At 39.6% G+C, this 26,792-nt stretch carries 18 protein-coding genes; 8 read left to right on the top strand and 10 right to left on the bottom strand.

From position 1 onward, the window contains the following. Positions 1–28: 28 nt before the first annotated feature. The 4 genes from L6471_RS11670 to L6471_RS11655 all read right to left on the bottom strand — a co-directional run bounded on the left by L6471_RS11670 (position 29) and on the right by L6471_RS11655 (position 5,274). The gene (locus L6471_RS11670) at positions 29–1,489 is read right to left on the bottom strand and encodes a TrkH family potassium uptake protein (RefSeq protein WP_094447921.1); all 1,461 of its coding nucleotides are present in this window, start codon (positions 1,487–1,489) and stop codon (positions 29–31) included. Beyond that, positions 1,486–2,829: a Trk system potassium transporter TrkA gene (gene trkA / locus L6471_RS11665; RefSeq protein ID WP_027453568.1), complete on the bottom strand. Its 1,344-nt coding sequence runs from the start codon at positions 2,827–2,829 to the stop codon at positions 1,486–1,488. Before trkA ends, L6471_RS11670 begins: the two co-directional genes overlap by 4 nt. Then, positions 2,826–4,730 (bottom strand): 1-deoxy-D-xylulose-5-phosphate synthase, encoded by a 1,905-nt coding sequence (gene dxs / locus L6471_RS11660; protein WP_094447920.1) that lies wholly within the window; start codon positions 4,728–4,730, stop codon positions 2,826–2,828. Before dxs ends, trkA begins: the two co-directional genes overlap by 4 nt. Before the next feature lie 148 nt (positions 4,731–4,878). Beyond that, positions 4,879–5,274 (bottom strand): FMN-binding protein, encoded by a 396-nt coding sequence (locus L6471_RS11655; protein WP_027453566.1) that lies wholly within the window; start codon positions 5,272–5,274, stop codon positions 4,879–4,881. Positions 5,275–5,551: 277 nt separating this feature from the next. Here L6471_RS11655 and L6471_RS11650 point away from each other — a divergent pair, with 277 nt between their 5' ends. Both L6471_RS11650 and L6471_RS11645 read left to right on the top strand, forming a co-directional pair. Beyond that, positions 5,552–6,409 carry a metallophosphoesterase gene (locus tag L6471_RS11650; RefSeq protein ID WP_231390740.1) on the top strand — a complete coding sequence of 286 codons (858 nt, stop codon included), beginning with the start codon at positions 5,552–5,554 and terminating at the stop codon, positions 6,407–6,409. Between the two features lie 51 nt (positions 6,410–6,460). Beyond that, entirely contained in the window at positions 6,461–7,402 is a 942-nt protein-coding gene (locus L6471_RS11645; RefSeq protein ID WP_006283034.1) for a YitT family protein, read from the top strand. Positions 7,403–7,439: 37 nt separating this feature from the next. On the opposite strand, the gene L6471_RS11640 is transcribed toward L6471_RS11645, so the two are convergent. Continuing rightward, positions 7,440–8,339: a diaminopimelate dehydrogenase gene (locus L6471_RS11640; protein ID WP_006283033.1), complete on the bottom strand. Its 900-nt coding sequence runs from the start codon at positions 8,337–8,339 to the stop codon at positions 7,440–7,442. 220 nt (positions 8,340–8,559) lie between these two features. On the opposite strand from L6471_RS11640, the gene ruvA reads away from it, so the two are divergent. Both ruvA and sov read left to right on the top strand, forming a co-directional pair. Continuing rightward, positions 8,560–9,177, top strand: coding sequence for a Holliday junction branch migration protein RuvA (gene ruvA, locus L6471_RS11635; protein ID WP_006283032.1), 618 nt, complete (start codon positions 8,560–8,562; stop codon positions 9,175–9,177). 18 nt (positions 9,178–9,195) lie between these two features. Then, entirely contained in the window at positions 9,196–16,839 is a 7,644-nt protein-coding gene (gene sov, locus L6471_RS11630; RefSeq protein ID WP_237797378.1) for a T9SS outer membrane translocon Sov/SprA, read from the top strand. Positions 16,840–16,902: 63 nt separating this feature from the next. Here sov and L6471_RS11625 read toward each other — a convergent pair whose 3' ends face one another. Beyond that, the gene (locus L6471_RS11625) at positions 16,903–18,561 is read right to left on the bottom strand and encodes an outer membrane beta-barrel family protein (RefSeq protein WP_237797377.1); all 1,659 of its coding nucleotides are present in this window, start codon (positions 18,559–18,561) and stop codon (positions 16,903–16,905) included. Between the two features lie 147 nt (positions 18,562–18,708). Between L6471_RS11625 and L6471_RS11620 the strand changes: the two genes are divergently transcribed. After that, positions 18,709–19,203, top strand: a complete 495-nt coding sequence (locus L6471_RS11620) for an S-ribosylhomocysteine lyase (protein WP_006283029.1) — start codon at positions 18,709–18,711, stop codon at positions 19,201–19,203. A gap of 95 nt (positions 19,204–19,298) precedes the next feature. Here the strand turns inward: L6471_RS11620 and nadB are convergent, their stop codons facing one another. Further along, entirely contained in the window at positions 19,299–20,888 is a 1,590-nt protein-coding gene (gene nadB, locus L6471_RS11615; RefSeq protein ID WP_237797376.1) for an L-aspartate oxidase, read from the bottom strand. A 154-nt stretch (positions 20,889–21,042) separates the two neighbouring features. Between nadB and L6471_RS11610 the strand changes: the two genes are divergently transcribed. Genes L6471_RS11610 through L6471_RS11600 form a run of 3 tightly spaced genes read left to right on the top strand, consistent with a single transcriptional unit; the run spans position 21,043 to position 23,872 of the window. Next, on the top strand, positions 21,043–21,453 hold the full coding sequence (locus L6471_RS11610; RefSeq protein ID WP_006283027.1) for a PH domain-containing protein: 411 nt from the start codon (positions 21,043–21,045) through the stop codon (positions 21,451–21,453). Then, the gene (gene dacB / locus L6471_RS11605; protein ID WP_094447916.1) at positions 21,450–22,730 is read left to right on the top strand and encodes a D-alanyl-D-alanine carboxypeptidase/D-alanyl-D-alanine endopeptidase; all 1,281 of its coding nucleotides are present in this window, start codon (positions 21,450–21,452) and stop codon (positions 22,728–22,730) included. The genes L6471_RS11610 and dacB overlap by 4 nt, the downstream gene beginning before the upstream one ends. A 26-nt stretch (positions 22,731–22,756) precedes the next feature. Beyond that, entirely contained in the window at positions 22,757–23,872 is a 1,116-nt protein-coding gene (locus tag L6471_RS11600; RefSeq protein ID WP_237797375.1) for a mechanosensitive ion channel family protein, read from the top strand. 21 nt (positions 23,873–23,893) lie between these two features. Here the strand turns inward: L6471_RS11600 and L6471_RS11595 are convergent, their stop codons facing one another. The 3 genes from L6471_RS11595 to L6471_RS11585 all read right to left on the bottom strand — a co-directional run bounded on the left by L6471_RS11595 (position 23,894) and on the right by L6471_RS11585 (position 26,791). Then, the gene (locus L6471_RS11595) at positions 23,894–24,397 is read right to left on the bottom strand and encodes an N-acetyltransferase (RefSeq protein WP_237797374.1); all 504 of its coding nucleotides are present in this window, start codon (positions 24,395–24,397) and stop codon (positions 23,894–23,896) included. Positions 24,398–24,450: 53 nt separating this feature from the next. Beyond that, a complete protein-coding gene (locus tag L6471_RS11590) occupies positions 24,451–24,855 on the bottom strand; it encodes a hypothetical protein (RefSeq protein WP_027453558.1) in 405 nt (134 codons plus the stop codon). A gap of 211 nt (positions 24,856–25,066) precedes the next feature. Continuing rightward, positions 25,067–26,791 (bottom strand): acyl-CoA dehydrogenase family protein, encoded by a 1,725-nt coding sequence (locus L6471_RS11585; protein WP_237797373.1) that lies wholly within the window; start codon positions 26,789–26,791, stop codon positions 25,067–25,069. Position 26,792 lies beyond the last annotated feature (1 nt).

Raw genomic sequence — 26,792 nt, 5'->3', positions numbered from 1 at the left:
TTCGTATATTTTATTTAGGTTTTCTTTTTTAGCGACCTCTCCAGAATTGTGGTGTGAAAATAACCAATACGGTGAATATTTCTAGACGTCCTACAAGCATCATGAGTGAGCATATCCATTTTGCAAAGTCTGGTAGGCTGCTCCAACTCATGGTTGGTCCAATAGGCATTCCAAGCGAAGGTCCCACATTGCCAATAGCACTCAATGTAATAGTTGTGGAGTTCACATAGTCGATACCCGCAGCTGTCATTACAAAGGATGATATCATGAAAAGAATAATATAAGTTGCCAGATAGGCTAATAACGTTACGCGTTTTTGATTGGGAACATTTGTTCCATCAACTTTTAGTGGTAGTACGGCATTAGGATGGAGTTTTTGCTTGAATTCGTTGCGGATAATCTTGAGTATCATGACACCACGAATGCTCTTGAAGCCACCGGCAGTACTTCCGGAAGATCCACCTAAGAACATACATACGGCTAGAGCTATCCAGGTAACATGCGGCCATGTACCTGCATTATCGTTGAATAGACCTGTTGTTGTCATAAATGACACCACTTGGAAAAGTCCACAACGTATAGCATATTCAAGATGATAATGATTTCTAATAATTAGTTCTACCGCAATGAATGTTGAAAAAAACAGGATAGAGAATAAATATAGTCTGAATTCTGAATTTTTCCATAGTTCCTTGAATCTCAACTTAGAAAGAGAAAAGTAGAGTAAGGTAAAGTTTGTTCCTGATAAGAACGTGAATATGATACAGACGTACTCTATAGTCTTAGAATTGAAAAATTCAATACTGGTGTCATGAGTAGCAAAACCACCGGTAGCTGTTGTTGTCATGGCGTAATTGATACTGTCGAAAACATTCATTCCGCCGATGTAATAGCCTAATGTGCATCCGATGGTCAAGATAATGTAGACTAACCAAATCCATTTAGCACTGGTAGATAGTCGAGGATGCAATTTTGATTTAATCGGTCCCGTAGCTTCTGCAGCAAAGATTCTTACGTTTCCTCCCACAAGTGAAGGGAGTAAGGCTATGGTGAAGAAAACAATACCTAAACCTCCTATCCATTGACTTAGCGACCGCCAGAATAGCAGACCATGTGGTAGTATCTCTACGGAGTCAATGATGGTTGCTCCTGTTGTAGTAAATCCAGACATCGTCTCGAAATAAGCATCTGTAAAATTAGCAATGTAACCACTAATCATAAATGGTAGGGTGCCAAAAAGACTAAAAACAACCCAAGTAAGAGCCACAACTAGATAAGCCTCTCTTCTTGATAAGTTGTTGGATGCTTCTTTTCTGCCTAAAATCTTTAGGATAAATCCTGCTAATACTGTAGTAATCGTAGAAACAACAAAAGCAAGAGAGTCGTCTTCACGATAGCAAAAGGATAAGATCGTGCAGTAGAACATTAAGGTTGCTTCTAGAAAAAGCAACTGTCCTATGACCTTATATATAATTTTCCAGTTGATCATGAAATGAAATATTTTTCGATCTTCTTCATATTGATATTATGACAAAATACCATGACAGAGTCTCCTGGCATAATCTGTGTATTACCCGAAACGAGCATACCCTCACCTTGGCGTACTAGGCCACCGATAGTAACGCCTACCGGCATTCCTAAATCTTTAACAGGGTGTTTGGTTACTTTAGCGCCTTCCTGAACGATAAACTCGGCCACATCAGCATTTGCAGAGTCTAAAAATCTTACATTCATAACGTCTGCATCTAACATCATCTGGTAGATGCGGCTTGCAGCGATAGTTTTACGGTTGATAATGGTACCGATATCCAAATTTTCTGCCATGGCTACATAGTCTGTATTTTCTACCATAGCAACCGTTTTTCGCACACCAAGACGTTTCGCAGTAAGACATGCTAAGATATTGGTCTCAGCATTACCTGTTAGTGCCACAAAGGCTTGAGTATTTTTGATCCCTTCTTCGATAAGAAGAGGAACATCTCGACCATCTCCATTGATTACCAATACATTGTCGTCAAGAATATTGTTGAGTTCCTGACATCTTTGATTGTCGATTTCAATAATTTTTACCCCCATATAGTTTGGCATCGTCTTGATGGCTCTTACAGCAGTTTGGCCAGCTCCCATCACCATGACATTCTTCACATCAGCATAGTGTTCTTTGCCAACGATAGTACGGATATAAGGAATATAGTTCTTGGTAGTCATGAAGTAAGCCATATCGAAGAGCTTTAGTTCATCATTACCGCCAGGAATAATAGTTTCACCTTGTCGTTTGATAGCAACAATATGGAAAGGATCATTTGGACCACAGATGTTTTTGAGTGGCTCGTTCAGAATCTCACATTCTTCACGAAGTTTGATGACAAGCATTACCAGGGCACCATCGTGTACATCCCATCGTTGGCGTACCCAGCTCATTTTCAGACCATTGTTGATATCTATAGCCGCAAGCATTTCTGGATAAATCAGAGAACTTACACCTAAATTATCAAAGAAAGCCTGTAGTTTTGGATCAGTAAATTCAGGGTTGTCAATCTTTGCAACCGTTTTTTTGGCTCCGAGAGCCTTTGCCATGATACAGCAGTTTAGGTTCAGAGCTTCGTCAGGTGTCACACCGATGTATAAGTCTGCATGTTCTACACCAGCTTCTTTCATGGCTTCGATAGAGCTTGGATTGGCCTCCATGGTCAGTAAGTCATATTCATCATTGATATGACTTAATCTATCCAAGTCCTCGTCCATCAATGTAATATCCTCATTGTTGCGGGATAATAGTTTTGCGAGGTGTATACCGATGGCATAAGCGCCAGCTATAATAATTTTCATTGTATAATTGCTTGCTTAATGCTTGTATTGTCTAATCCGACCAGTTTGCGTAGTTCATCTATCGTTCCATGTTCTACGAAATGGTCTGTTGGTAAACCCATTCTGATGATTTCAGGAGTGAAATGATGATCATCCATCCATTCCAATATAGCACTTCCCATGCCTCCATCTCTTACACCGTCTTCAATGGTGATGATACGTTTAAATTTTTTACCGATTTCTGTTAGCAGATTATTATCGAGTGGTTTCACGAATCGGATGTCATAATGAGCTACAGAAATATTTTTGGTTTCTTCGTCAGATTCAATTTCCTGAATCACTTTTTCCACATCGTTTCCGATAGGGCCTAAAGTAATAACGGCCACATCATTACCATCGTGGATGATTCGACCTGTACCTATCTTGATTTCCTCTAGAGGACATTTCCAGTCAAGGTGTTCACTGTTCCCTCTAGGATATCTGATAACAAAGGTGCCTTGGTTAGGTAGTTGAGCTGTGTACATCAGTCTGCGCAGTTCATGCTCATCCATAGGTGAAGCAATGGTAATATTAGGTACGGAGCGAAGCGCAGCAATATCGAATATACCATGATGGGTAGGACCGTCTTGACCTACTAACCCGGCGCGATCTAAACAAAGTACTACAGGGAGTTTCAGTATAGCGAGATCATGAATGACATTATCATATGCTCGTTGGCTAAATGCACTGTAGATATTGCAGAAAGGTTGCAAACCATCTTTGGCCATACCTCCAGAGAAGGTTACAGCATGTCCCTCTGCAATGCCGACATCGAACACGCGATCAGGCATTTCTTTTTGCATGATATTCATAGAGCATCCTGTAGGCATAGCCGGTGTTACACCGACAATCTTTGCATTCTTTTGAGCAAGTTCCAATAAGGTTTCACCGAAAACTATCTGATATTTAGGAGGGGTATTCGAATCATCTTCTAGAATTCGTTTCCCTGTCTTAGGATCAAATTTTCCAGGAGCATGCCATATTGTAGCCGATTTCTCGGCAGGTTTATATCCTTTACCCTTAACAGTATGAAGATGGAGGAGCTTTGGCCCTTTCATATCTTTGATTTGCTGAAGTACTCTTACCACCTCTTCGATGTTATGGCCGTCAAAAGGTCCAAAGTATCGGATATTCATGCCCTCAAAGATATTTTGTTGATGAGCAAGTGCACTCTTTAGAGCATTGTTGAGTCTTATAATTCCTTTACGTCTGTCTTCATTTAAATATCCTTTGGCATGTAACCATTGGCTGGCTTTAAAGCGTAAGCGATTATAGGTTTCATTGGTATCTAGATTAAGCAGATATTTTTCCATACCTCCCACGGCACGGTCAATACTCATATCATTATCATTCAAAATGATGAGCATGTCGTTAGGAGTAGAAGACGCATTGTTAAGACCTTCAAAAGCCAGTCCTCCGCTCATAGAGCCATCACCGATGACAGCAACAACATGACGATTAGATTTACCTGTCTGTTTTGCTGCCACGGCCATACCAAGAGCTGCTGATATGGAGTTGGATGCGTGGCCACAAGTAAATGTATCATATTCGCTTTCAAAGGGTGTAGGGAATGGACAAATTCCATGAAGCTGTCTGTTGGTCTTGAATTTTTCTCGTCTTCCTGTAAGGATTTTATGGCCATAAGCCTGATGACCGACATCCCATACAATGCGATCTTCAGGAGTATTGAATACATAATGTAAGGCAACAGTTATCTCAACAACTCCAAGAGAAGATGCAAAATGTCCGGGGTTAGCAGACACTTCTTCGATAATATCTTCACGGAGTTCCTGACAAACCTGAGGAAGCTGTTCTATTGTCAGCTTGCGAAGGTCTGAAGGATATTTGATCTGATTTAAAAGCCTATATTTGTTCTTATCCATTAAATGTTTCTACGTATAACGTTGCAAAGATACTTCAAAAAGAGGAGAGTGCAAAATAAATTTAAAGTAAATAGCAGAAAGTGAATAGAAACAAAAAGGGATTTCCATGTGGAAATCCCTTTCATAAATATAATAGTAGTGATGGAAATTATTTATTTTTCTGATAATATTCCAAGCCTAATTGTACATTTTTCTTAAGTGATTTACTTGTAAAAGTTGCACCAGAAACACCATCTACTTCCATTTTGGCAGCTTTCTTAACAGTTTTACCTTCATAATTGGCTAATAGTTTCTTTGCCATAGCCATATATTTTGGAGTCTCTTGATTTTTAAGAGCTTCAATTTTTATTACTTTATTTTTTTCAATATAGATTTTCAGAGGAGTAGCTCCGCGGAATCCACGTACCTTTTTACCTAGTAATTGTGTATTAACAATAGTTGTTTTACCTTCTTTGGTCATGATGCCGTCTGTAGGCATAGCACTTACAAAAATAGTAGCCATAGCAACTACGCAAGTGGCAGTCAAAGCTTTGATTTTTTTCATAAATTGTATTTTTACCTTAAATAATTTTATGGGTGCAAATATACTTGCTTTTTCTAAACTTTTGTATTAGAGACGTTTTAAAATTGCAAAAGTTTAACGTAGTACGATGTGTTTTATTAGAAAATTGCTATATTTGCTATTGCCTAAATAGAATTACATGAAGATAAAACTGCGTCATAATACATTTATGCGTCTCATTGTTGGAAGTTTTTTATTAATAGGCTTTCCTGGGATGTGCTTTTTGTTAGTTTGGTTGATATGGGGAGTTGGCATAGCAATGATGTCAGTATTATTTCTGCTACTATTGGTTGTCTATGGTTTTATTTTTGGGTGGCGAAGGATAGTAGTGAGAAGGGCCGAATGCTTTTCGCCATTACTACCAAAAGCTTTTGATGGATATCGGGTACTTCAGTTGTCTGATATTCATATTGGAACTTTTCTTCAAAATCAGAAATTTATTCATCGTTTGGTAGACTGTGTAAATGCGCAGAAACCGGATATAATAGTTTTTACGGGTGATTTAGTGAATGTATCTGCTAATGAGGTTATTCCTTTCATGAAGACATTGAACAAAATGCATGCTACTGATGGCATTTTTTCGGTTATGGGAAATCATGATTATTGCGAGTATGGTGAGGATAAGAGTGTTGGGAATATTATTCGTAACCAGAATATTCTGCAGTATATGGAAGAAAAAATAGGTTGGAAATTACTTAATAATCAGAATGTGACAATTTCTCGGGGTGAGGGTCAAAGAAAGTCTGCTATTTATTTAATAGGTGTAGAGAATATTTCACGTCCGCCTTTTCCTAATTATGGCGATTTGAAACGTGCAATGGAAGGATTGGAAAAAGGAACATTCAAAATTTTATTGAGCCATGATCCTAGCCATTGGCGTCGTGGTGTGTTGCATCAAACAGATATTGCTCTAACGCTGAGTGGACATACTCATGCAGGTCAGGTAAAAATTGGTAAGTTTTCACCAGCAAAATGGGCATATAATGAGTGGGGAGGTAAATATACTGAAGGTGGTAGTATGCTTTATGTTTCATTGGGAATAGGGGGAACCGTTCCGTTTCGTTTTGGTGCTTGGCCTGAGATAAATGTAATAACTTTGCGAAGAAAAGAGAGTTAATTTTTGTTTATTTGCATGTTTTTTGTAATTTTGCATAACAAAAATTATGCAATGGAAGCGAGAAGAAAAGAAAGTATCTATCGTGCTATTCGTGATTATTTGATAATTACGATAGCTATGTTGATTGGAGTAGTTGGTCTTAACCTTTTTTTACTGCCTAATCATATTCCGATGGGGGGCATCATGGGTGTTGCTTCTATTATTTATTGGGGAACTGGTATTCCAGTACAGAATACGTATTTTATACTAAATGCCATTTTGATTGTGATGGCCTTGAAGGTTTTAGGATGGCGTTTTTGTGCGAAAACAATCTATGGTGTTGTCATATTTACTGTAGGCTCCTCAATATTTCAGTCGCTCATGGATCCTCAACTTCATCTGTTAGCCGATCAAAAATTTATGGCTTGTCTGGTAGGCGGAGTATTTATGGGTATCAGTGTTGGTCTTGGTCTTTCTGCTGGTGGTAGCACTGGTGGTTCGGATGTGATAGCCGCAATGGTTCACAAATATCGTGATGTGTCTTTAGGCCATATCATTCTTTTTTGCGATTTGACCATAATCACATCCAGTTATGTGGTGTTGAGAGATTGGGAGAAGGTACTTTATGGTTATGTCCTATTATTTATCATCTCTTATTGTGTTGACCATATTGTCAACTCTTTGCGGCAGAGTGTACAGTTTTTTATCATTTCTGATAAGTATCAAGAAATAGGTGAGGCAATTAATAAAATTGCAGATCGTGGTTGTTCTACATTGAATGGTAATGGCTTTTGGTCAAAGAAGGATATTAAGGTCATTTTCTGTATTGCTAAGCGGAGTGAGTCGAGATTTATCTTTGATTTGATAGATGAGATAGATCCGAATGCTTTTGTAGCTCAAAGCGCAGTTATAGGTGTGTATGGTCAGGGATTTGATCGGGTAAAAGGTCGTAAGAAGATCAGTCTTGATGAAATCAATGAGAAATTAAATAAAAATCCGCAGACTTCAAAGTGAAGCCTGCGGATTTTTATTTAATAAGGTAAGATTTCGCTTATACCAATGTAGCAACGATTTCTTCACGAGAGCCTGGGAGTAAGTCGATTACAGGAATCTCAGGCATAGTATAGCAACCTGGCTGCAAACGAGTAGTTGCACGAGCTACGCATACAAGAACTTGTGCAGTAAGTGCAGGGTTGTTGATACTCATATTGAATTCGAAACGTTGGTTCTGTGTTTTACCGCTGACACCCTTACGAATGAGGTTTACACCGTGACCCATATCGCGAACATCGTCAACGCTTTCTACAGCGAATACGTGGGTCTCATCATGTGCAAAATAAGGGTCTGCCTTGATAGCAGCTGTTACATCCTCTAGTTTAGCACCCTCTTCCAGTTCAACATATACCATACGGCGGTGGATACCCTCGCCCAAAGGAATTGTTACAGAGAGAGCATTCTTAACACCTTCCTTACTGCGAACGCATACAGAGTGACCCATAGACATACCTGGACCAAAGTTGGTATAGCTTAGTCCCTTTGGTGCTAGTGCTTCAAGGAGAACACGTACTACAGAGTCTGATCCTGGATCCCAACCGGCAGCAATAACACTTACAGTGTTAGTTTTCTTGTTGTTCTCCATTTGCTTAGTGCGGTAGTCTAGAATAGAAGTATGGATATCGAAACTGTCAACAGTATTAATACCTAATTCTACGATTTTAGCAGCTTGTTCTGGGCAAGAACGTGTAGGGAGGGCCAAAATAGCTACATCTACATTGTCCAATTTTGTAATATCATCTACTACAGGGTAAGCAGCCAATTCCGCTGGTTTATCTTTGTCACCTTGACGACGAACAACACCTGCGATTTCGAAATCCTTAGCGGCTTCAAGTGCTTCAATACTGTAGTGTCCGATATTGCCGTAACCTACAACGGCAGCTCTGATTTTTTTCATATAAAAAACGTTGTTTTAGTTTGACTTATCTATTTCTTTGGCAACAAAAGTAATGATTAATTATCAAATAGCGTTAAATAGAAGCCTTTTTTTTCTAAAAATATTGAACAACTTACAGATTGTTAGTATATACTGTGTATTTGTGAATACTTGTAATATCATGCAATATACTTCATCTTTAATCGTTATACTATGTAGACGCGCGAAAATATTTGCAAATATGATTGAATATATCAAAGGAGAATTAACAGAACTGACTCCTGCTTTGGCTGTTGTAGAAGCCGCCGGTGTCGGTTATGCTTTAAATATATCATTGAATACGTACTCGGCTATTCAAGGTAAAAAAGATGTGAAATTATATGTTCACGAGGCTTTAGTAGCAGGGGGGCGTGATGATTCTTTCACTTTATATGGTTTCTTTACAAAACAAGAACGTGAGTTGTATCGTTTACTGATTACAGTATCTGGCGTTGGAGCAAATACAGCTCGTATGATTTTATCTTCACTCTCACCAGTAGAGCTTTGTACGGTTATTTCTTCAGGTAATGATAAGATGCTGAAGAGTGTTAAGGGTATTGGTCTTAAGACGGCTCAGCGTATTATCGTTGATTTGAAAGATAAAATTATCAGTTTGGGTATAGCTACCGAATTACCTTCTAATGCAGGTCATGCAACTGCGATAATCAATAATGACGTCAAAGATGAAGCGGTTGCTGCTTTGACGATGTTAGGTTTTTCGCCAGCGCCTAGTGCTAAGGTGGTTACTGCAATCTTGACAGATAGCCCAGATATGCCGGTAGAGCAGGTGGTTAAGCTAGCGCTTAAGCAAATCAAGTAGTTTTGGTGTTGTATAGGCATGGATAAACTGAAGCTTAGTAGACTTCTGAGTATTGTATTACTGATGGTGGCAGCTATTAGTTATACGATAGCTATGCCTATACTCCAGAATAATAGGCAAAGAAATAAGCAACAACAGAAAGAAGACGAGAAAAAGAAAGTTATTGGTGTAAAAGCCCAGCCGATATTGGTTTATGAGGATTCGATTCCTGATTCTCTGTTGCATCCGCGTTGGCAGATTCAGCGAATTCAGCCGATAACAACAGCCGATTTGTCTCAGAATGCAACAGATTTGCGTCGTCCTGATAATCTGAAATATGAGGTGGTCTATAATGATACGATTAATCGTTATATTATAGGTAATAAAATAGGAAATACATGGATAACAACTCCGATAGTGATGACTCCTGAAGAGTATCTCAAGTGGAGTGAGACAGAAGCTCGTCTTCGCTTCTACCGTTCAAAGAATGACGACATTTTCCAACGTAAAGGTAAGGATAAGTTCGATTTCAGTGATATGCACTTCGATTTGGGGCCAGCTGAGAAAATTTTTGGTCCTGGGGGAGTCCGTGTCCGTACGCAAGGTACTGCCGAATTGAAAATGGGTGCAACCATCAAGGATGTGGATAACCCTTCACTTCCTGTTAACAATCGTCATACTACCCAGATTGATTTTGATGAGAAAATTAATTTGAGTGTCAATGGTAAGATTGGTGATAAGGTTAATATGAACTTGAATTACAACACCGATGCTACGTTCGACTTCGATGCACAGAATATGAAGTTGAAATATGATGGCAAGGAGGATGAAATCATCAAACTTGTAGAAGCGGGTAATGTTAGTTTCCCGTCTAATTCTTCGCTGATTTCCAGTGCCAGCAGTCTTTTCGGTTTGCGTACAGATATGCAGTTTGGTAAATTAAAACTGCAGATGGTTGGATCACAGAAAAAATCGAATAATAAAAGTGTTAGTTCAAAAGGTGGTGTGCAGACTACTCCGTTCGAGATAGATGCAGCTAACTATGAAGAAAATCGCCATTTCTTCTTATCTCACTATTTCAGAGGCATTTACAATCAAGCTATGTCACGCCTCCCAAATATTTCTACGGGAATCAATATTACTAAAATTGAAATTTGGGTAACCAATAAGACAGGTACTACTTCCAATACGCGTAATATTGTCGCTTTGACGGGTTTGGGTGATAGACCTTTGTCTGCAGATTCTTCAAGTTGGAGTTTGCCTTCCAATACCGCAAATGATGAGTATGCTACTTTGAGTACAATGAGTGGTGTACGTGATATCGGACAAGCTACTTCCACTTTGGAGGGAATGAATATGGTAAGTGGCGTTGATTTTGAGAAACTGGAAAGTGCTCGTCTATTGTCATCCTCAGAATATAGCTATAATCCTTATTTAGGATTTGTTTCTTTGAAATCCGGATTGCAGACCGACCAAGTTCTGGCTGTAGCTTATTCATTTACTTATGGAGGACAGACTTATCAGGTAGGTGAGTTTGCCAGTGAGAAGACTAACGCCAGTGATGCTCTTTTGGTAAAATCATTGAAAAATTCTACTAATTCTCCTTCACAGAGAAACTGGAAATTGATGATGAAGAATGTATATTATCTAGCTTCTTCTGTCGAAAAGAGTAATTTTAAGTTGAATATTAAGTATCAGAGCGATACTACCGGTGTCTATTTGAGTTATATTCCAGAATCGCAGGTGAAGGATTATACCTTAATCAAGGCCGTAGGTGCTGATCGCTTGGATAATAACAATAAGGTACGCAGTAATGGTGCTTTCGACTATATTGAGGGTTATACTGTAAGTAATGGTCGTGTTTTTTTGCCTCGAGTAGAACCTTTTGGTGATGACATGAAGGCATTCTTGATAAGTAAGGGTGTTTCAGCAGCTGTTGCAGAAAAGTATAACTTCAGTGATTTGTATGATGCTACTAAGACGATAGCCATGCAGAATGCAGAGAAGGATAAGTACATTCTTACGGGTTCTTTCCGTGGTACCTCTGCAAATGTCATCTCGTTGGGAGCAGTAAATGTTCCACAGGGAAGTGTGATAGTTACTGCTGGTGGTGTTACTCTTACAGAGGGTTCTGACTATAGTATCGATTATAGTGCAGGTGAAGTTACTATTCTTAATCAAAGTATTATAGATGCTGGTACCAATGTGAATGTATCCTTTGCCAGTAATACCGATTATGGTCAAATTCGGAAAACGATGTTTGGCTTAAACTGGGAATATGATTTCTCTAAGAGTCTTCAAATGAGCGGTACTATTCAGCATTTATCTGAACAGGCACTTACTTCTAAGGTTACTATGGGCTCAGAGCCGCTCAACAATACTTTATGGGGTATAAATATTAATTGGAACAAGGAAAGTCAGTGGCTTACTGATATGTTGAATAAGATACCATTCTTGCATGTTACCCAGCCTTCAAAGATTTCGTTTACGGGTGAGTTTGCTCAACTTATTGCAGGTCAGGTAAGTGGTACTCAAGATAATGCATCTTATATTGATGACTTCGAGAATTCAACCAATGGTATAGATTTAAATTCACCAGTAGCCTGGATGTTGTCTAGTACTCCTTATGACAACGGAAATCATGGTTGGGGTTACAGTGATAAAACCTCTTTGAGCAGTGGGTATAAGCGTAGTCAAATAGCTTGGTATAATATTGATAACCTGTTTACACGTACCAGTAGTTCGCTCACACCTTCTCATATCAAGAGTGATCTTGATCAGTTGAGCAATCCATATTGTCGTGCCTGGTATGTTAACGAGCTCTTCCCAAATAAGGAAGTTAGTTCGTATAATGGTGAATCTACGACGCTTAACTTGTTTAATATTGCTTATTACCCACAAGAGCGTGGACCATATAATTTTAGTACCTTATTAAATCAGGATGGTACATTGGCAGATGATCCAAAGAGTCATTGGGGTGGTTTCATGCGTAAACTGAATACTACGGACTTTGAATCTGCTAATATTGAGTATATCGAGTTTTGGATGATGGACCCATTTATCGGTCATGAGAATGATTTGAGTTATGGGGGTAATTTATATTTTGATTTAGGTGAAATTAGTGAGGATGTGCTCAAGGATGGACAGAAATTCTACGAGAGTGGTATGTCTGTAGATGGTACAGGTTCTTATGAAACTACCCAGTGGGGTAAGATACCAAAGAATGCTACCATTACTTATTCTTTTGCTACTTCCTCAGGAAGTCGTGCAAAGCAGGATGTGGGTTTTAATGGTTTAACGAATGAAGAAGAACGAGAAACTTTTGCAGATTACCTCAATACTGTCAAGGGGGTAGTTAGTGACTCTGTTTTCCAAAATGTCATCTATCCAGACCCTGCTAATGACCATTATCACTATTTCCGAGGTTCTGACTATGATCAGCAGCGTACCTCCATTCTTGATCGTTATAAGCGTATCAATAATCCAGAGGGCAATTCACCTGATAGTGATAATGATACCGAGAGTTACAGTACATCATACAAGACTACTCCTGATGTTGAGGATATTAATCAGGATTATACCCTGAATGAGAACGACCGCTATTATGAGTACAAGGTGCCACTCGACCCTACAAAAATGTCTGTCAGCAGTAATCAGTATATTGTCGATACGCATACCGTGTCAAGTCGATTGCGCAATGGTGACAGAGATAGTGTAACTTGGTATAAGTTCCGTATTCCTCTTTCTTCAGGATATACTCAGGTGGGCAGTATCTCAGACTTCTCAAATATTCGCTTTATGCGAGTTTATTTGTCAGATTTCGAAAAACCTATCATTTTACGTTTGGCTAACTTCTATCTTATGCGTGGCGACTGGCGTTCTTATGAGCAGCCATTAAGTAGCTCTTCATCAGGTATTATGAATGTGAGTTCAGTCAGTATCGAAGAGAATAATACCAAGGAGCCGGTTAACTATATTCTCCCACCCGGTATTAGCCGTAGTACCGACCCAACGCAGAGCCAGCTAACCCAAGAGGATGAGCGCTCACTTCAGTTAGAGGCAAATAATTTTGCTTCAGGAGAAGCACACGCTGTTTATAAGAATACCAATCTCGACTTGCGTGAATACAAACGTATTCAGATGTTTACGCATGCCAATGCCTTTGAGAATAATACTACCAATTTGAAAGATAAGGAAATGTCTGTCTTCATTCGTTTTGGAAGTGATTATCGTAACAACTATTATGAATACGAGATACCATTAGATTTGACAGAGGCGCGTCAGTACAGTCGTTACTCTTTAGCTGATTGTCAGGCTGTGTGGCCCGAAAATAATATGATGAATATTACGCTTTCGCTCTTTACTCAGTTGAAGAAAAATCGAAATATTAAGAAGGCACAAGGTACCGCCTCATATACAGTAGAGTATAGTGAGTATGATACTGATTATCCGAATAATCGTGTCAGTATCAAGGGTAATCCAAGTTTGGGTGAGATCAAGACCATCATGATAGGTGTGCGTAATAATTCAAGTACAGTAAAGAGTGGTGAGGTTTGGGTTAACGAACTTCGTGTACTTGATTATACAAATGACGGAGGTTGGGCTGCTAATGGTAAACTCGATGTTCAGTTATCAGATTTAGGAAGTGTTAATGCTCGTGGAACTTATATTTCTGATGGCTTTGGTGGTCTTGAAGATGGCGTTGCTTCGCGAAGTACAGCTTCAGATGCGTCTTACTCGTTCACAACAAGTTTGCAGTTGGGTAAGTTCTTTCCTGATAAAGCAAAGGTATCTATACCTTTTTATTATAGTGTTACCAAAGAAACCTCAACGCCACGTTATAATCCGTTGGATACGGATATGAAGCTGGAGGATGCACTTGATGCCTTAGCTGATGAGGCTGCAAAGGATAGTCTTCGTGATATTGCCATCACTAAAACCACCAATACCAACTTTGCTATTTCTAATGCCCGTATTGGTATTAGCACGAAGCGTCATCCGATGCCGTATGATCCAGCTAACTTTACGTTCTCGTATGCACATTCTCACTCACGTACATCAGGTGAGACAACGGTTTATCAGACCACAGATAACTGGAAAGGTAGTGTGAATTATAACTGGAGTCCAGTTTATAAAGCTTGGGAGCCTTTCAAAAAGCTCAAAAATAAGAGTAAGTGGCTTGATATATTTCGACGTTTTGGTCTCAACTGGTTGCCTCAAAATGTAGCTTTCAATACGGATATGACTCGTATTTATGACGAGTTACAAGAGCGCGATTTAGATGCAACAGAGAATGCCCAGTTACCTTTGCAGTATAGCTCAGATTTCCGATGGAACCGTGAGTTCTCTTTGCGTTGGGATCTCACTAAAAACCTGCACATGAATTTCCAGAGTGCTACGGATGCAGAAATTCAAGAACCAGACCGTCCTGTTAACAAAGACCTTTATCCAGATGATTATGAGGTGTGGCGTGATTCGGTATGGCAAAGTATCAAGCGTATGGGTACTCCTATTACGTATCAGCAGAACTTTAAGTTGCAGTATCAAGTTCCATTAAATTTGATTCCAGTATTTGACTGGTTGAATGCGGATGGTTCATATACCTCTAATTACAATTGGGAGCGAGGTACTCAGAGCGATAGTGTGTGGTCGGGTAATAAGATAACAACGAATCGTACCTATACAATAAACTCTACCATGAATATGGTGAAGTTGTATAACCATATACCATTCTTGAAAAAGGCGAACGAGCGTTTTGAAAAGAATGTCAGTACGGCAAGTTTACGTCAGAAAGAGGAACAGAAAAAGAAAGAGCGTGAAAAGAGAAAAGCGGAAGAAAAGAAATTGAAAGAAGAGGAGGTTAAGGTACGTCAGGAAGCCATTGCTGCCGGTAAAGATGGTGATGAAGCTGTGAAAAAGCTCCTGGCCGATCGTAAACTTAAAGAGCAGAAGAAAGCCCTTCCTCAGAATCGAAGAAGTTTCGAAAAAGAAATAACTCTTCTTCCTGATACTGTTATCAGTCTGCAGCATGGCAAGAATTCTAATCGTCTTATGGTGACAGCTCGTACTGTGGACGGTAAAGTTTTCCCATTGAAATTTAAAAAAGATGGTAAGAACAAGATTATCATTAAGAATAAGGTAGACTCAGCTCAGAAGGTAAAAGTTATCGTAACGCCTAAGACTCCGCTCGACGATGAGAAATGGTATAAGTTTGCTCAAAGTGCTGCGCGTGTTATGATGATGGTTCGCAATGTCAATGTAAGTTATCGTAATCAGTATTCGCTTACGTTGCCAGGTTTTATGCCTTATGTCGGTAACTTCTTGGGCCAGACGAAAGGTTCAGGCGTTTATTCTCCTGGGCTCGATTTTGCTTTCGGTCTCGTAGATGATAGTTATATAACTAAAGCTCGAGATCATGGTTGGCTATTAAGTGATACCACGATGGCAACCCCAGCAACATCTAGTTCTTCTGAAGATTTGCAGATTCGCATGACACTCGAACCGATTAAGAACTTGAAGATAGATTTGTCTGCTACTCGTACTCAGACGCGTTCAAGAAGTATGGAGTATGTTTATTCGAGTACACCTACCACAGAAAGCGGAACTTTCTCCATGACCACGATTTCGCTGAAAAGTGCCTTCGAGGGTATTGGTGATGCCAATAACGGTTTCTATAGCAAGAGTTTTGAGAAATTCTGTAATTCATTGGAATCATTCCAAAAGATGGTAGAAGCTCAGTATACGGGTTCTCAATACCCTGCAGGTTCAACTTTGGCAGGTAAGGAATTCAGTGCAACGGAGACACCTGTAGATAAATATAGTGCTGATGTCATGATACCTGCATTCTTGAAGACTTATGCTAATGGTGGAGGTTCTTTGAATATTTTCCCAACCTTGGCAAAACTATTACCTAACTGGTCCATGCGATATAGTGGATTAGGTAAGTTACCTTGGTTCAGAGATCATTTCAAGAGCGTCAATATTAATCATGCCTATAGAAGTGTTTATACAGTGGGTAGTTATAATAGCTATAGCAATTATCAGGAGTACATGAATGGCTGGGGGTTTGTTATCAACAGTTCTACAGGCGATCCTTCTCCTAAGAGTATGTATGATATCTCTACAGTAAGTATTAGTGAATCGTTCTCACCATTACTGGGTGTGGATATGACGTTCAATAATAACCTCACGGCTAAGGTGGAGTATCGTTCTACTCGTGTATTGAGTTTAAGTATGACCAGTGTTCAGTTGAATCAGGCTAGTAGTAAAGACTGGGTAGTTGGTATGGGCTATAAGATTAACGACTTTAATCTTTTTGGTGGTAGTCGTAAGATAAAAAGTCGTAGCAAGTCTGGTAATAATACTACGAACTCGAATAGCAGCAAGAGTACATCTGGTAATACCACCAAGGGACAGGCTAATCGTAACTTGAATCTTCGTTTGGATGTAAGCTATCGTAATCAGGCATCTATCACACGTGATATTCGTACAGTTACCAGTACGGCAAGCAGTGGTAATACGGCCTTTAAACTTAGTTTTAGTGCCGACTATACTTTAAGTCGATTACTTACGATGAGTTTCTATTATGATCGCCAAACGAATAATCCATTACTCACCAGTAGCAGTTATCCTACTACTACACAAGACTTTGGATTAAGTATCAAGTTTAGTTTAACACGCTAACATTAATAAGGGGCGCTATCTCACAATGAGGTAGCGCCCCTTATTATTAAATATATATGTCTATCAGAATCGATATTGTATGCCTGCCAGAAAAGCATTATAATGGCTTGAAAAAATATCGTGCCATTGTGTAAGTAGTTCCCACTTTTTTTGAAATACCTTGTGAATCTCAAGATTACCATAGGCACAGGTATTGTCATTATTACGTTGAGGTGCGTTCTTTGTGAAGAAGAACGTCTGTATTGCCAGTTTCCAGTTAGAAGGTAAATATAAAGCAGGATTCACTTGGAATACGCCGTAATTATTTCCGTTGGCACCATGGTAATAATGTGCTCCCGTATTGATGGAAGCGAAGTTCTTTCGCCAAGTGACAGAAACATCCGCGGAAGCATAATCCGTATCTTTCCATCTGAAATAGTTGGTATTCATGTTAAACACGAAAGGATGCGAACTATATGAATAACCCAATTTGAAGAAGTTGATGCCCGTATCTGACCATTCAGGCAGAGGTAGTCCTGTCAATGCAGCCTGTTTGCGAGTGTAAGTTTCGCCAATGAAATCAGATATTATGGTATATTTATGATAATATGCCAACTGAAGTTGATTTTTCTGGTCGAAATGGTATACTGCACTGGCAATAAAGTGATTGTATCCCTTGTTTTCACTAGTTAAAGCCAAGTATCGGTGGGCGTTGTAATGAGTATGTACAAATCGGTCACCCAAGCAAAAATCAAATTTGCCAAGCTTATAGTCCAGCTGAATATAATAGTTATAATAGAAAGTATTCAGGCAAGCATTACCGTCACCGGCAATGGGTTCTAAGTGATTTTCGAAGAGAAAATCAGCCTCAAAACCGAGCATCATCCATAGATTCGGAGTTAGGATAGGGGTGTTGAGTTCGATTACGGCTACAGGGCAGTTATAATGGTATCGACTGGTCTCTCTACTATACATATTCTGTGCTATCAGAAGCAGATTGGTACCCTTTTCATTGAAATCATGACTATAATCAATTTCAAATACATAATTACCATTCTGATATCTTTCTGGTTCTATAGGGGGTGTTGCATGTTGGTTGCTCACCGAGCCATTGAGAGCAGTAGTGAGAATATCACCGTTTCTTAATTGAGAATTTAGGTGAATACCAGCATATGTCTTGCGTTGCGTAATGTGATTAAAATCCTGATAGCCATAACTAGCATTAGCAAAAATATTCGTATTTTGAGTGCCTATCTTAGTTGTAATCGAAGGAGAAAAATAAGAATGTTGTCCCCCTTGTACTTCTATAGAACCTTCTACTCCCTTGTTATACTTGACAGGAACCAAGTCGATAACATGCTTAAAGCCTGATGTACCTTTAGCCACACCAGGATGATCACAAATTCTTATCTCTTTAAAGTCAGAGGCTTTTGTACGTGTAAGAAAAAGTCTTTGATCTACAGTCATCGGGATATTATTGATGCGAAGTTCGTAGTTGGATAAGGCACCGTCTGCCTGATACACCTGTAGATTATCCTCGAATCCAGAAGAGATTAATTCGGGAAACATTAAAAGTACGTCAAGTAGACTCTCTTCGTCATGAAGTTTGAGCTCTTGAGGATAGATAACTGTACGGTCACCTAGAAAGGTAATAGCAGGTTGACGGCTCTCTGCAGCAATGCTTGTTGTTGGCATAGAGAACAAACAAAGCATAGCCAAAGCCACTAATTTTTTTCTCATCATATCAAATAAATAGATGTTTATTTTACTGCAAAGTTACAAATAAATATTTGATGTCCCTTGAAAAAAATACTGATATTTATCAAAGTTATTAAAACATTGCATCATGTGATTATTTTTATTACCTTTGCACTGTAAATAATAAGAATTATGGAAGTAATACAAAGTTTTACGATTGATCATACCTGCTTGAAGCCTGGTATTTATGTGTCACGAGTAGATCGAAATTTCACTACTTTCGACCTGCGCATAACAGAACCAAATAAGGAACCAGCTGTGGCTCCAGCGGCTATTCATAGCATCGAACACTTGATGGCAACTTGGTTTCGCAATTCAAGAGTGAAAGATGATGTGGTATATGTTGGTCCGATGGGTTGTCTCACGGGTATGTATATCATTATGACAGGAACTTATTCTGTATATGATATGCGTGAACTGACCATAGAGTGTCTGGAGTGGATTCTCACCCAGACAGAGGTGCCTGCTACAACTCCTGATACTTGTGGTAATTATTTGTTGCACGATTTACCTATGTGCAAGTGGGAGTGTGCCCGATACCTCGATCGCCTAAAGAATGATTTTCACTGTGAATATAATAAGTTGAAAGTCACTCTTGAAGATGGTAAGACTTTTGCAGACGCTTAGCTCAAGTGCTCTTATAAGAGTGTAAGGTAAAACAAAGAATTAACGGCTGACTTACGCAAAGGTAAGTCAGCCGTTAAAATATGTAAGTTTCTCAATTATTTTTTGTCGTATGCGTGAGCAGGGTAGTCTACAGTATAGTGCAAACCTCGGCTCTCCTTTCGTTCGATAGCCATGCGGGTAATAAGGTAACCTGTATTAATCATGTTACGAAGCTCACAAAGTTCTTTGCTTACTTTGACACGCTTAAATAGGTTCTCGGTCTCTTCATAAAGCAAGTCGAGACGATCCCAAGCACGTTTCAGTCGGAGGTCACTACGTACGATGCCGACGTAGTTACTCATAATCTGTCCTACCTCTTTTATACTTTGGGTAATCAGAACCTTTTCCTCATTAGTCAATGTACCCTCGTCATTCCATTCAGGTACCTTCTCATTAAAGTCGTAGTCATTTACGTGCTCGATACTATGTTTAGCAGCAGCATCTGCATACACTACAGCTTCGATGAGAGAATTACTTGCCAATCGGTTTCCACCATGTAGACCTGTACAAGAACATTCGCCCAAAGCATAGAGACCGTTGATACTTGAACATCCGTTCAAGTCTACCTTGATACCACCACACATGTAATGTGCAGCAGGGCGAACAGGAATCATTTCCTTGGTAATGTCTATACCGATGCTAAGACATTTGGTATAGATATTTGGGAAGTGATGTTTGGTCGTTTCTGGATCTTTATGAGTAACATCCAAGCAAACGTGATCGAGACCGTGAATCTTCATCTCCTTATCAATGGCACGAGCTACGATATCGCGTGGAGCCAAACTCAATCGCTTATCATATTTTTCCATGAAAGTTTCGCCATTAGGTAGCTTCAGAATACCACCATAGCCACGCATAGCTTCTGTGATAAGGAAGGCTGGGTGGGTTTCGCCAGGATGATATAATGAAGTAGGGTGGAACTGTACGAACTCCATATCCTTCACGGTACCCTTAGCGCGATATACCATAGCTTCACCATCGCCTGTGGCAATTACAGGATTGGTTGTGGTCTGATATACAGCACCACATCCACCGGTACACATCACTGTTACCTTACTTAGGTATGTGTCAACTTTCTCGGTCTCAGGATTGAGAACGTAAGCACCGTAACAATTGATATAAGGAGTGCGACGAGTAACACGCGCTCCCAAATGGTGTTGCGTAATAATTTCTACGGCGAAATGGTTTTCCTTGATTTCAATGTCAGGGTTAGTACGGACAGCTTCCATGAGGGCTCTCTGTATTTCGGCACCTGTATCATCTGCATGATGTAGGATGCGGAACTCAGAGTGTCCACCTTCGCGATGGAGGTCATAGCGGCCGTCCTGCATTTTGTCGAAGTTAGTTCCCCAGTCTACGAGTTCCTTAATTTGTGAAGGAGCTTTTTCTACAACCTGTTTTACTGCTTCTTTGTCGCTGATGAAGTCACCAGCTACCATTGTGTCGTGGATATGTTTCTCAAAATTGTCGACCTCAAGGTTGGTCACTGATGCTACACCGCCTTGTGCAAAGGAAGTATTCGCTTCTTCCAATGAGGTTTTACATATCATACATATTTTGCCTTTATGTGCTTTCGCAACCTTTAAGGCATAACTCATTCCGGCAATACCTGAGCCGATAATGAGGAAATCATATTTATAAACCATGATTAAATTATAATGGTTGTTTGTTAAACTAGTTGCAAAAGTACGAATTTATCAGCAGAAAGCACACACGAAAAGTATTTTTTTTGTAATTTTGCAAATGGATGTGTCGGTTTGCTAAAAAATTGACACCAATGCATATAATGATTTCTTAACTGTGGATAGACTATTTCATCAGCGATTTACCATAGCTGCCAAAAGTGGCATAACTGTATTTGTTTTGTTGGCTTTTTGGTTTTTTTGGCAGAAACAGGCTCTTGTCGGTTTGTTTCTGATGATTATAGTTGTGGGTATGATAGAGCGTGTTCTCCATACGACTTATACCTTTAAGCGGGTAAAGCCGATTGATCGTGATGAAGAAACCGAGTTTCTTATTGTTGATAAGGGGCGATTTTCAAGAAATGTGAACATCCCGGTGCCTGAAATTAAAAAAGTATGTATCCTTCCGACAGCATTTCGTCTTTCTCACTTTATTCTTATTGAGTATGGTGAGGGTAATATGGCGAGTTTTCAGCCGGAAGATGATCAGGCTTTCTTAGCCGAACTTCAGAAGAGAAAAAAGAAATGAAAGAATTGAAAAGATTGAGTAAGAAAGGATTCTGGGTATTATGCTTACTTTGTATTTTTAATTGTCAGGTTTGGGCGCAGACCGAAGAGGTGATTGACGATGACGATACGCTTGTTGCAGATACTCTCTTTACAGATACTCTTGCCGTAGATAGCATCCGTTTACCTTGGCCAGAATCTGTTCAGCGACAATTAGATCATTTACTACAGCATAGTATGTTTGATACGTCACAGTTGGGTCTTATGGTATGGGATCTTACTGCGGACAGTTGTATCTATAAGCACAATGAGCGTCAGCTCCTTCGTCCGGCGAGTACAATGAAGGTAATTACTGCTATTGCAGCTATCGATCGTCTGGGAGGCTCGTTCCAGTTTAAGACACAATTGAAATATACCGGTACTATTGATAATCATTGTCTTAATGGCGATCTATATTGTGTAGGTGGTATGGATCCCCGATTTAATAATGATGATATGAAAGCGATGGTGTCGAGTCTTCGAGAGATGGGTATAGATACTATTCGTGGCCATATTTATGCTGATGTATCGCTTAAAGATAGTAATAAATTTGGTGAAGGTTGGTGTTGGGATGATGATAATCCTGTACTTACCCCTCTATTACTTGGACGCAAAGATCAGTTTATGGATCGATTTATGAGTAAGATTCATGAGGATAGTATCGTTTGTTCTTACTATACCTATAGTAATAAGACTTGTCCATCAGAAGCTTATACCATTTCTACTCGTAGCCACTCTATCGATCAGATATTAATGCGTATGCTTAAGGAAAGCGATAATCTTTATGCTGAGTGTCTTTTTTACCAGATGGCAGCCAGTACAGGTAATAGACCCGCTTCTGCTAAGAGCGCTCGTTGGGTAGAAAAGAAATTAATACAGAAAGTAGGTCTGGATCCGTCTCGCTATAAGTTTGCTGATGGTAGTGGACTTTCTTTATACAATTATGTGTCGGCAGAACTAGAAATAAAGCTCTTGCGTTATGCCTTCAATAATAATAACATTTATCTGCATTTACATCCAGCTTTGCCAATAGCAGGTGTAGATGGTACTTTGAAGAAACGTATGCATGGCAGTTTTACTCATGGTAATGTATATGCTAAGACAGGTACGGTTACGGGTATCAGTAGTTTGGCCGGTTATTGTAAGGCCGCTAATGGGCACGACCTGTGTTTTGCCATCATTAATCAGGGTGTAATGCATGGTAAAAACGGCCGTAACTTCCAAGATAAGGTTTGTACTTTGTTGTGCCAACCACAGTAATGATAAGATAAACAGTCAAACATCGTATGGAGGAAATAAAAGTATTTGTAGAACAACTTATCAATTTGACGGGTATCAATGGTATAGCTGTTCCGATAATTCGGCACGGTGTCATGATACTATTTGCAGTTTTATTGTCGTGGGTGGCTGGCTTGTTGTGTCGTCGGCTGTTAGTGCCATTGTTCAAAAAGATTATCGCACATACAGAGGTGAAATGGGATGATATTATTTTTAGTGATAAGGCACTTCTCAGTGCTTGCCACATTGTGCCTGCCATCGTGATTTGGGTATTGTTGCCTCTTGTCTTTTATCAGTATCCTTTTGTCCGGGAATTATTAAAACGTGCCACTGCTATCTATATTACGGTTATGAGTACCCGTACTTTGGTGGTTTTTATTGATGGTTTTAACCGTTTGGATGACCAGCCTAATCGTAAGAGTATTCAACAATACATGCGTAGCTTTTGCGGTGTTCTCAAAATTGCGATGTATTTTGTAGCGACTGTTGTCGTTGTTGCTATCGTATTGGGAAAAAATCCGATGACTCTTTTTGCAGGATTGGGTGCTACTAGTGCTATCCTCATGTTGATTTTCAAAGATACCATTACCGGTTTGGCTTCAGGTATTCGCTTAAATAGTAATGATATGGTACATCGTGGTGATTGGATTACCGTGCCAGGTACACCTGCCAATGGTATTGTTAAGGATATTACCTTGACCACGGTTAAGGTTCAGAATTTTGATAATACCATAGTAACGATTAGTCCTACAACCTTAGTTACCGGTTCTTTCCAAAACTGGATAGGTATGCAACAGAGTCCGGGTCGTCGTGTACAACGAAAGTTTTATCTCGATTGTCATTCTATCAAGCGAGTTAATGAGGGGAAGGATACAAACTTTGGCCAGTATCGGGCAGCAATCAAAAAATACTTAGAAACCCATAAAGCTGTTAATGCCAATATGCTTATTATGGTTCGCCAAATGGAAGGTACCCAAAGTGGTATTCCTATTGAAGTGTATTTCTTCTTGAAATACAAGGAGTGGAAAGTATATGAAGAGCATTTGGCTAGTATTATGGAACATATCTATGCTCTTGCTGCAGATTTCGACGTAAAACTTTATGAGCAGTATCCAGAGCAATAGCACCTTGTAACTAGTAGATGCTTATGGCTTTATTTTTTGGTAAGCTAATCGTTCATCGCCATTTTCCAGATAGATAATACCACAATAAGTAAAGCCATGCTTCTGTAGATTATGTTGCATAATGGTATTATTGCGATGAGTATCAATACGTATATTTGAATCAATTTGGAAGCAGAAATCCATGGTGCTTTGGAAGATACCGTGAGCATCGGGTACACCTGCAATACGGTGAATGACATGATAGGGGAGAGACTCCTCAAGCCATTTTCCATTGTTGATAACAGCATATGTTGGGTCAGGGGAAGGTAATAGAGCGAAATAGCCTACGATTCGAAAAGCTTCTTCTATCACGTATCCACCTCCTAAGGCAATGTCATGTCGGATAATATCAGCTGAAGGGTAACCATCACTCCATTGATGTAAATTTCCAGATGAGCGCATAATTTTCTTTGCTTCATCCATAACGAAGAGTATATTGTGGATATCTTGCTCGTTTGCTAGTCTAATATTATATTTCGTTTTCATGTTGTATTTTCTATACGACTTAGCTTTATTAGAATGTCGCCCGATAGTATGATTTATTCTACCGTGTTATATTCTTCTACAGATGTAACGATATTTACAGTACTGTCACCATGGTTGATTGGCATAAAGCCTACACGTACTATTTGTCCGAAATCAGCATTGCCTTTTACCTTGATATGCTTGCTTTTCCAGTAGAGTGTAGTATCTTGTCGTGATGGATAGCTAATAAGTTGTAGATTATTCTTATCTGACCCTTCACCTATAATAAAGATATTTGAACTGTCTTGTACTGTTGAATCTTTGACTGTAGACTTGGTTATTTTTTGGTGTATTTGAGCAGGCTCAAAAACGGATGCTGCTACGGTATCGCCATCATTTTGACTTGGAGCCATTTTGCATCCTATAGCAAATGTACTTGCAACTATGATAGCTATAATAGGCAATATTGCTTTTTTCATTGTTTATTGATTCTTTGTTAATAATATGAATCGCAAATTCATAATTCAAAACAAAGGTAGATAAATTTATTCAAAATAAATCATCTGTTTCTGATAAAAATAGTTATTAAGTGATGTAATACCGTTTGTGCGTAGCGTTTCTTATAAAAAATAATCGGCGAACCCAGTTGTTTGGATTCGCCGATAGTTTGATATATGAAATAACTCTCAATTATTCTGCTGTTTCCTCATCTTCTGCTACGAAACTCTTAAGATCTTCAGCATTGAAATTCTGGATGTAGGCAGCTGAACCGATAACCTCTTCCTCGGCCATACGAACGAAGACGTTAGCACTCTTCTTGAAAAGTTCTGGAGCCTTGCTAGCGTCAGCAATAATAAGCAAAGACTCTACGATGTCGGCTGTCATGTTATAAAGACGACGACCCAAGAAGTCATGTTCATCCTGATTTTCATCAGCCTTAACTTTCTGAATGGCAGCTTCGTATGCTTCAACCAACTTTGCCACACGAGCCTGTAATGGTTTCATGCAGTCGCAAACCTCTTCCTGAAGCATCTCTTTGATGATATTGAGATAAGTACCATTGGTGATATAGCGGATTGCTGCAACAACTTGGAGCTGGGTAGTACCCTCATAGATAGAGAAAATACGAGCATCGCGAAGTAAGCGCTGACTCTTATACTCCATAATGAAACCTGAACCACCATGTACTGATACGGCATCGTATGCATTCTGGTTAGCATACTCAGAGTTTGTACCTTTAGCCAGTGGAGTGAAGGCATCAGCCAAACGACTATACAACTTCATTTCCTTACGTTCTTCTGGAGTCAACTTACGCTCACGAGAGATATCCTCCAAAGCTTTATAGATATCAACATAGCGTGCTGTCATATAGAGAAGAGAACGACCTGCGTCGAGTTTTGCTTTCATACGAGAGAGCATATCGTAAACTGCAGGGAAAGTGATAATCTTCTTACCAAACTGCTGGCGCTCTTTTGCATAAGCGAGCGCTTCATTATAAGCCTCCTGTTCTACACCAACACTCTGGGCAGCGATACCCAAACGTGCACCATTCATCAACGCCATGACGTATTTTATCAAACCGAGTTTACGATCACCGCATAGTTCAGCCTTGGCATTCTTATAAGTAAGCTCACAAGTAGGTGAACCATGTATACCCAGCTTGTGCTCAATGTGTCGAACATCTACACCACCATCACGCTTGTCGTATATGAACATAGACAAACCACGACCATCGTGTGTACCTTCCTCAGAACGAGCCAATACCAAGTGAATGTCAGAGTCACCATTGGTAATAAAACGTTTTACACCATTCAGACGCCATGTGCCGTCCTCATCCTGTGTAGCTTTCAGCATGACACGCTGTAAATCAGAACCAGCATCTGGCTCTGTTAAGTCCATAGACATCGTTTCACCCTCAGCGATACGTGGAATGTACTTCTGACGCTGTTCCTCTGTACCAAATTCATAAAGAGTATCGATACAGCTTTGGAGTGACCATACATTTTGGAAACCAGCATCGGCAGCTGAAATAATTTCAGATGCCATAGAGAATACTACATTAGGAAGGTTCAAGCCATTGTAGCGGCGAGGCATAGAGATACCCCAAAGACCGGCCTTACGAGTAGCTTCGAGGTTTTCGAAAGTTTTGCTGGCATAAATCATTCGACCGTTTTCGAGATGTGGACCTTCGAGGTCTACGCTCTCAGAATTTGGTTCGATGATATTAGCTGCAACGTCACCTGTAATATCAAGTAAGCGCTTGTAGTTTTCGATAGCATCCTCGTAGTTAACTGGAGCATCTGCATAATTATCTTTGTCTGCGTAGTTGCGCTCTTTCAGTTCAACAATACGCTTCATCAGAGGGTGGTTCAGATGGAACTCAATCTCTGGATGATCTGTATAATAGTTTGCCATT

This window comes from Segatella bryantii (assembly GCF_022024215.1).
Taxonomy (GTDB): domain Bacteria; phylum Bacteroidota; class Bacteroidia; order Bacteroidales; family Bacteroidaceae; genus Prevotella; species Prevotella bryantii.
The sequence above is the reverse complement of the archived record's forward strand: the minus strand, read 5'-3'. Positions and strand labels throughout refer to the sequence as shown.

Coding starts and splice junctions, on each gene's coding strand:
- ruvA (WP_006283032.1), top strand. CDS start 8,560: ATGATTGAATATATCAAAGGAGAATTAACAGAACTGACTCCTGCTTTG.
- L6471_RS11600 (WP_237797375.1), top strand. CDS start 22,757: ATGGAGGAAATAAAAGTATTTGTAGAACAACTTATCAATTTGACGGGT.
- L6471_RS11655 (WP_027453566.1), bottom strand. CDS start 5,274: ATGAAAAAAATCAAAGCTTTGACTGCCACTTGCGTAGTTGCTATGGCT.
- L6471_RS11640 (WP_006283033.1), bottom strand. CDS start 8,339: ATGAAAAAAATCAGAGCTGCCGTTGTAGGTTACGGCAATATCGGACAC.
- L6471_RS11625 (WP_237797377.1), bottom strand. CDS start 18,561: ATGATGAGAAAAAAATTAGTGGCTTTGGCTATGCTTTGTTTGTTCTCT.
- L6471_RS11620 (WP_006283029.1), top strand. CDS start 18,709: ATGGAAGTAATACAAAGTTTTACGATTGATCATACCTGCTTGAAGCCT.
- L6471_RS11650 (WP_231390740.1), top strand. CDS start 5,552: ATGATGTCAGTATTATTTCTGCTACTATTGGTTGTCTATGGTTTTATT.
- L6471_RS11670 (WP_094447921.1), bottom strand. CDS start 1,489: ATGATCAACTGGAAAATTATATATAAGGTCATAGGACAGTTGCTTTTT.
- L6471_RS11595 (WP_237797374.1), bottom strand. CDS start 24,397: ATGAAAACGAAATATAATATTAGACTAGCAAACGAGCAAGATATCCAC.
- nadB (WP_237797376.1), bottom strand. CDS start 20,888: ATGGTTTATAAATATGATTTCCTCATTATCGGCTCAGGTATTGCCGGA.
- L6471_RS11590 (WP_027453558.1), bottom strand. CDS start 24,855: ATGAAAAAAGCAATATTGCCTATTATAGCTATCATAGTTGCAAGTACA.
- sov (WP_237797378.1), top strand. CDS start 9,196: ATGGATAAACTGAAGCTTAGTAGACTTCTGAGTATTGTATTACTGATG.
- L6471_RS11585 (WP_237797373.1), bottom strand. CDS start 26,791: ATGGCAAACTATTATACAGATCATCCAGAGATTGAGTTCCATCTGAAC.
- L6471_RS11645 (WP_006283034.1), top strand. CDS start 6,461: ATGGAAGCGAGAAGAAAAGAAAGTATCTATCGTGCTATTCGTGATTAT.
- dxs (WP_094447920.1), bottom strand. CDS start 4,730: ATGGATAAGAACAAATATAGGCTTTTAAATCAGATCAAATATCCTTCA.
- trkA (WP_027453568.1), bottom strand. CDS start 2,829: ATGAAAATTATTATAGCTGGCGCTTATGCCATCGGTATACACCTCGCA.
- dacB (WP_094447916.1), top strand. CDS start 21,450: ATGAAAGAATTGAAAAGATTGAGTAAGAAAGGATTCTGGGTATTATGC.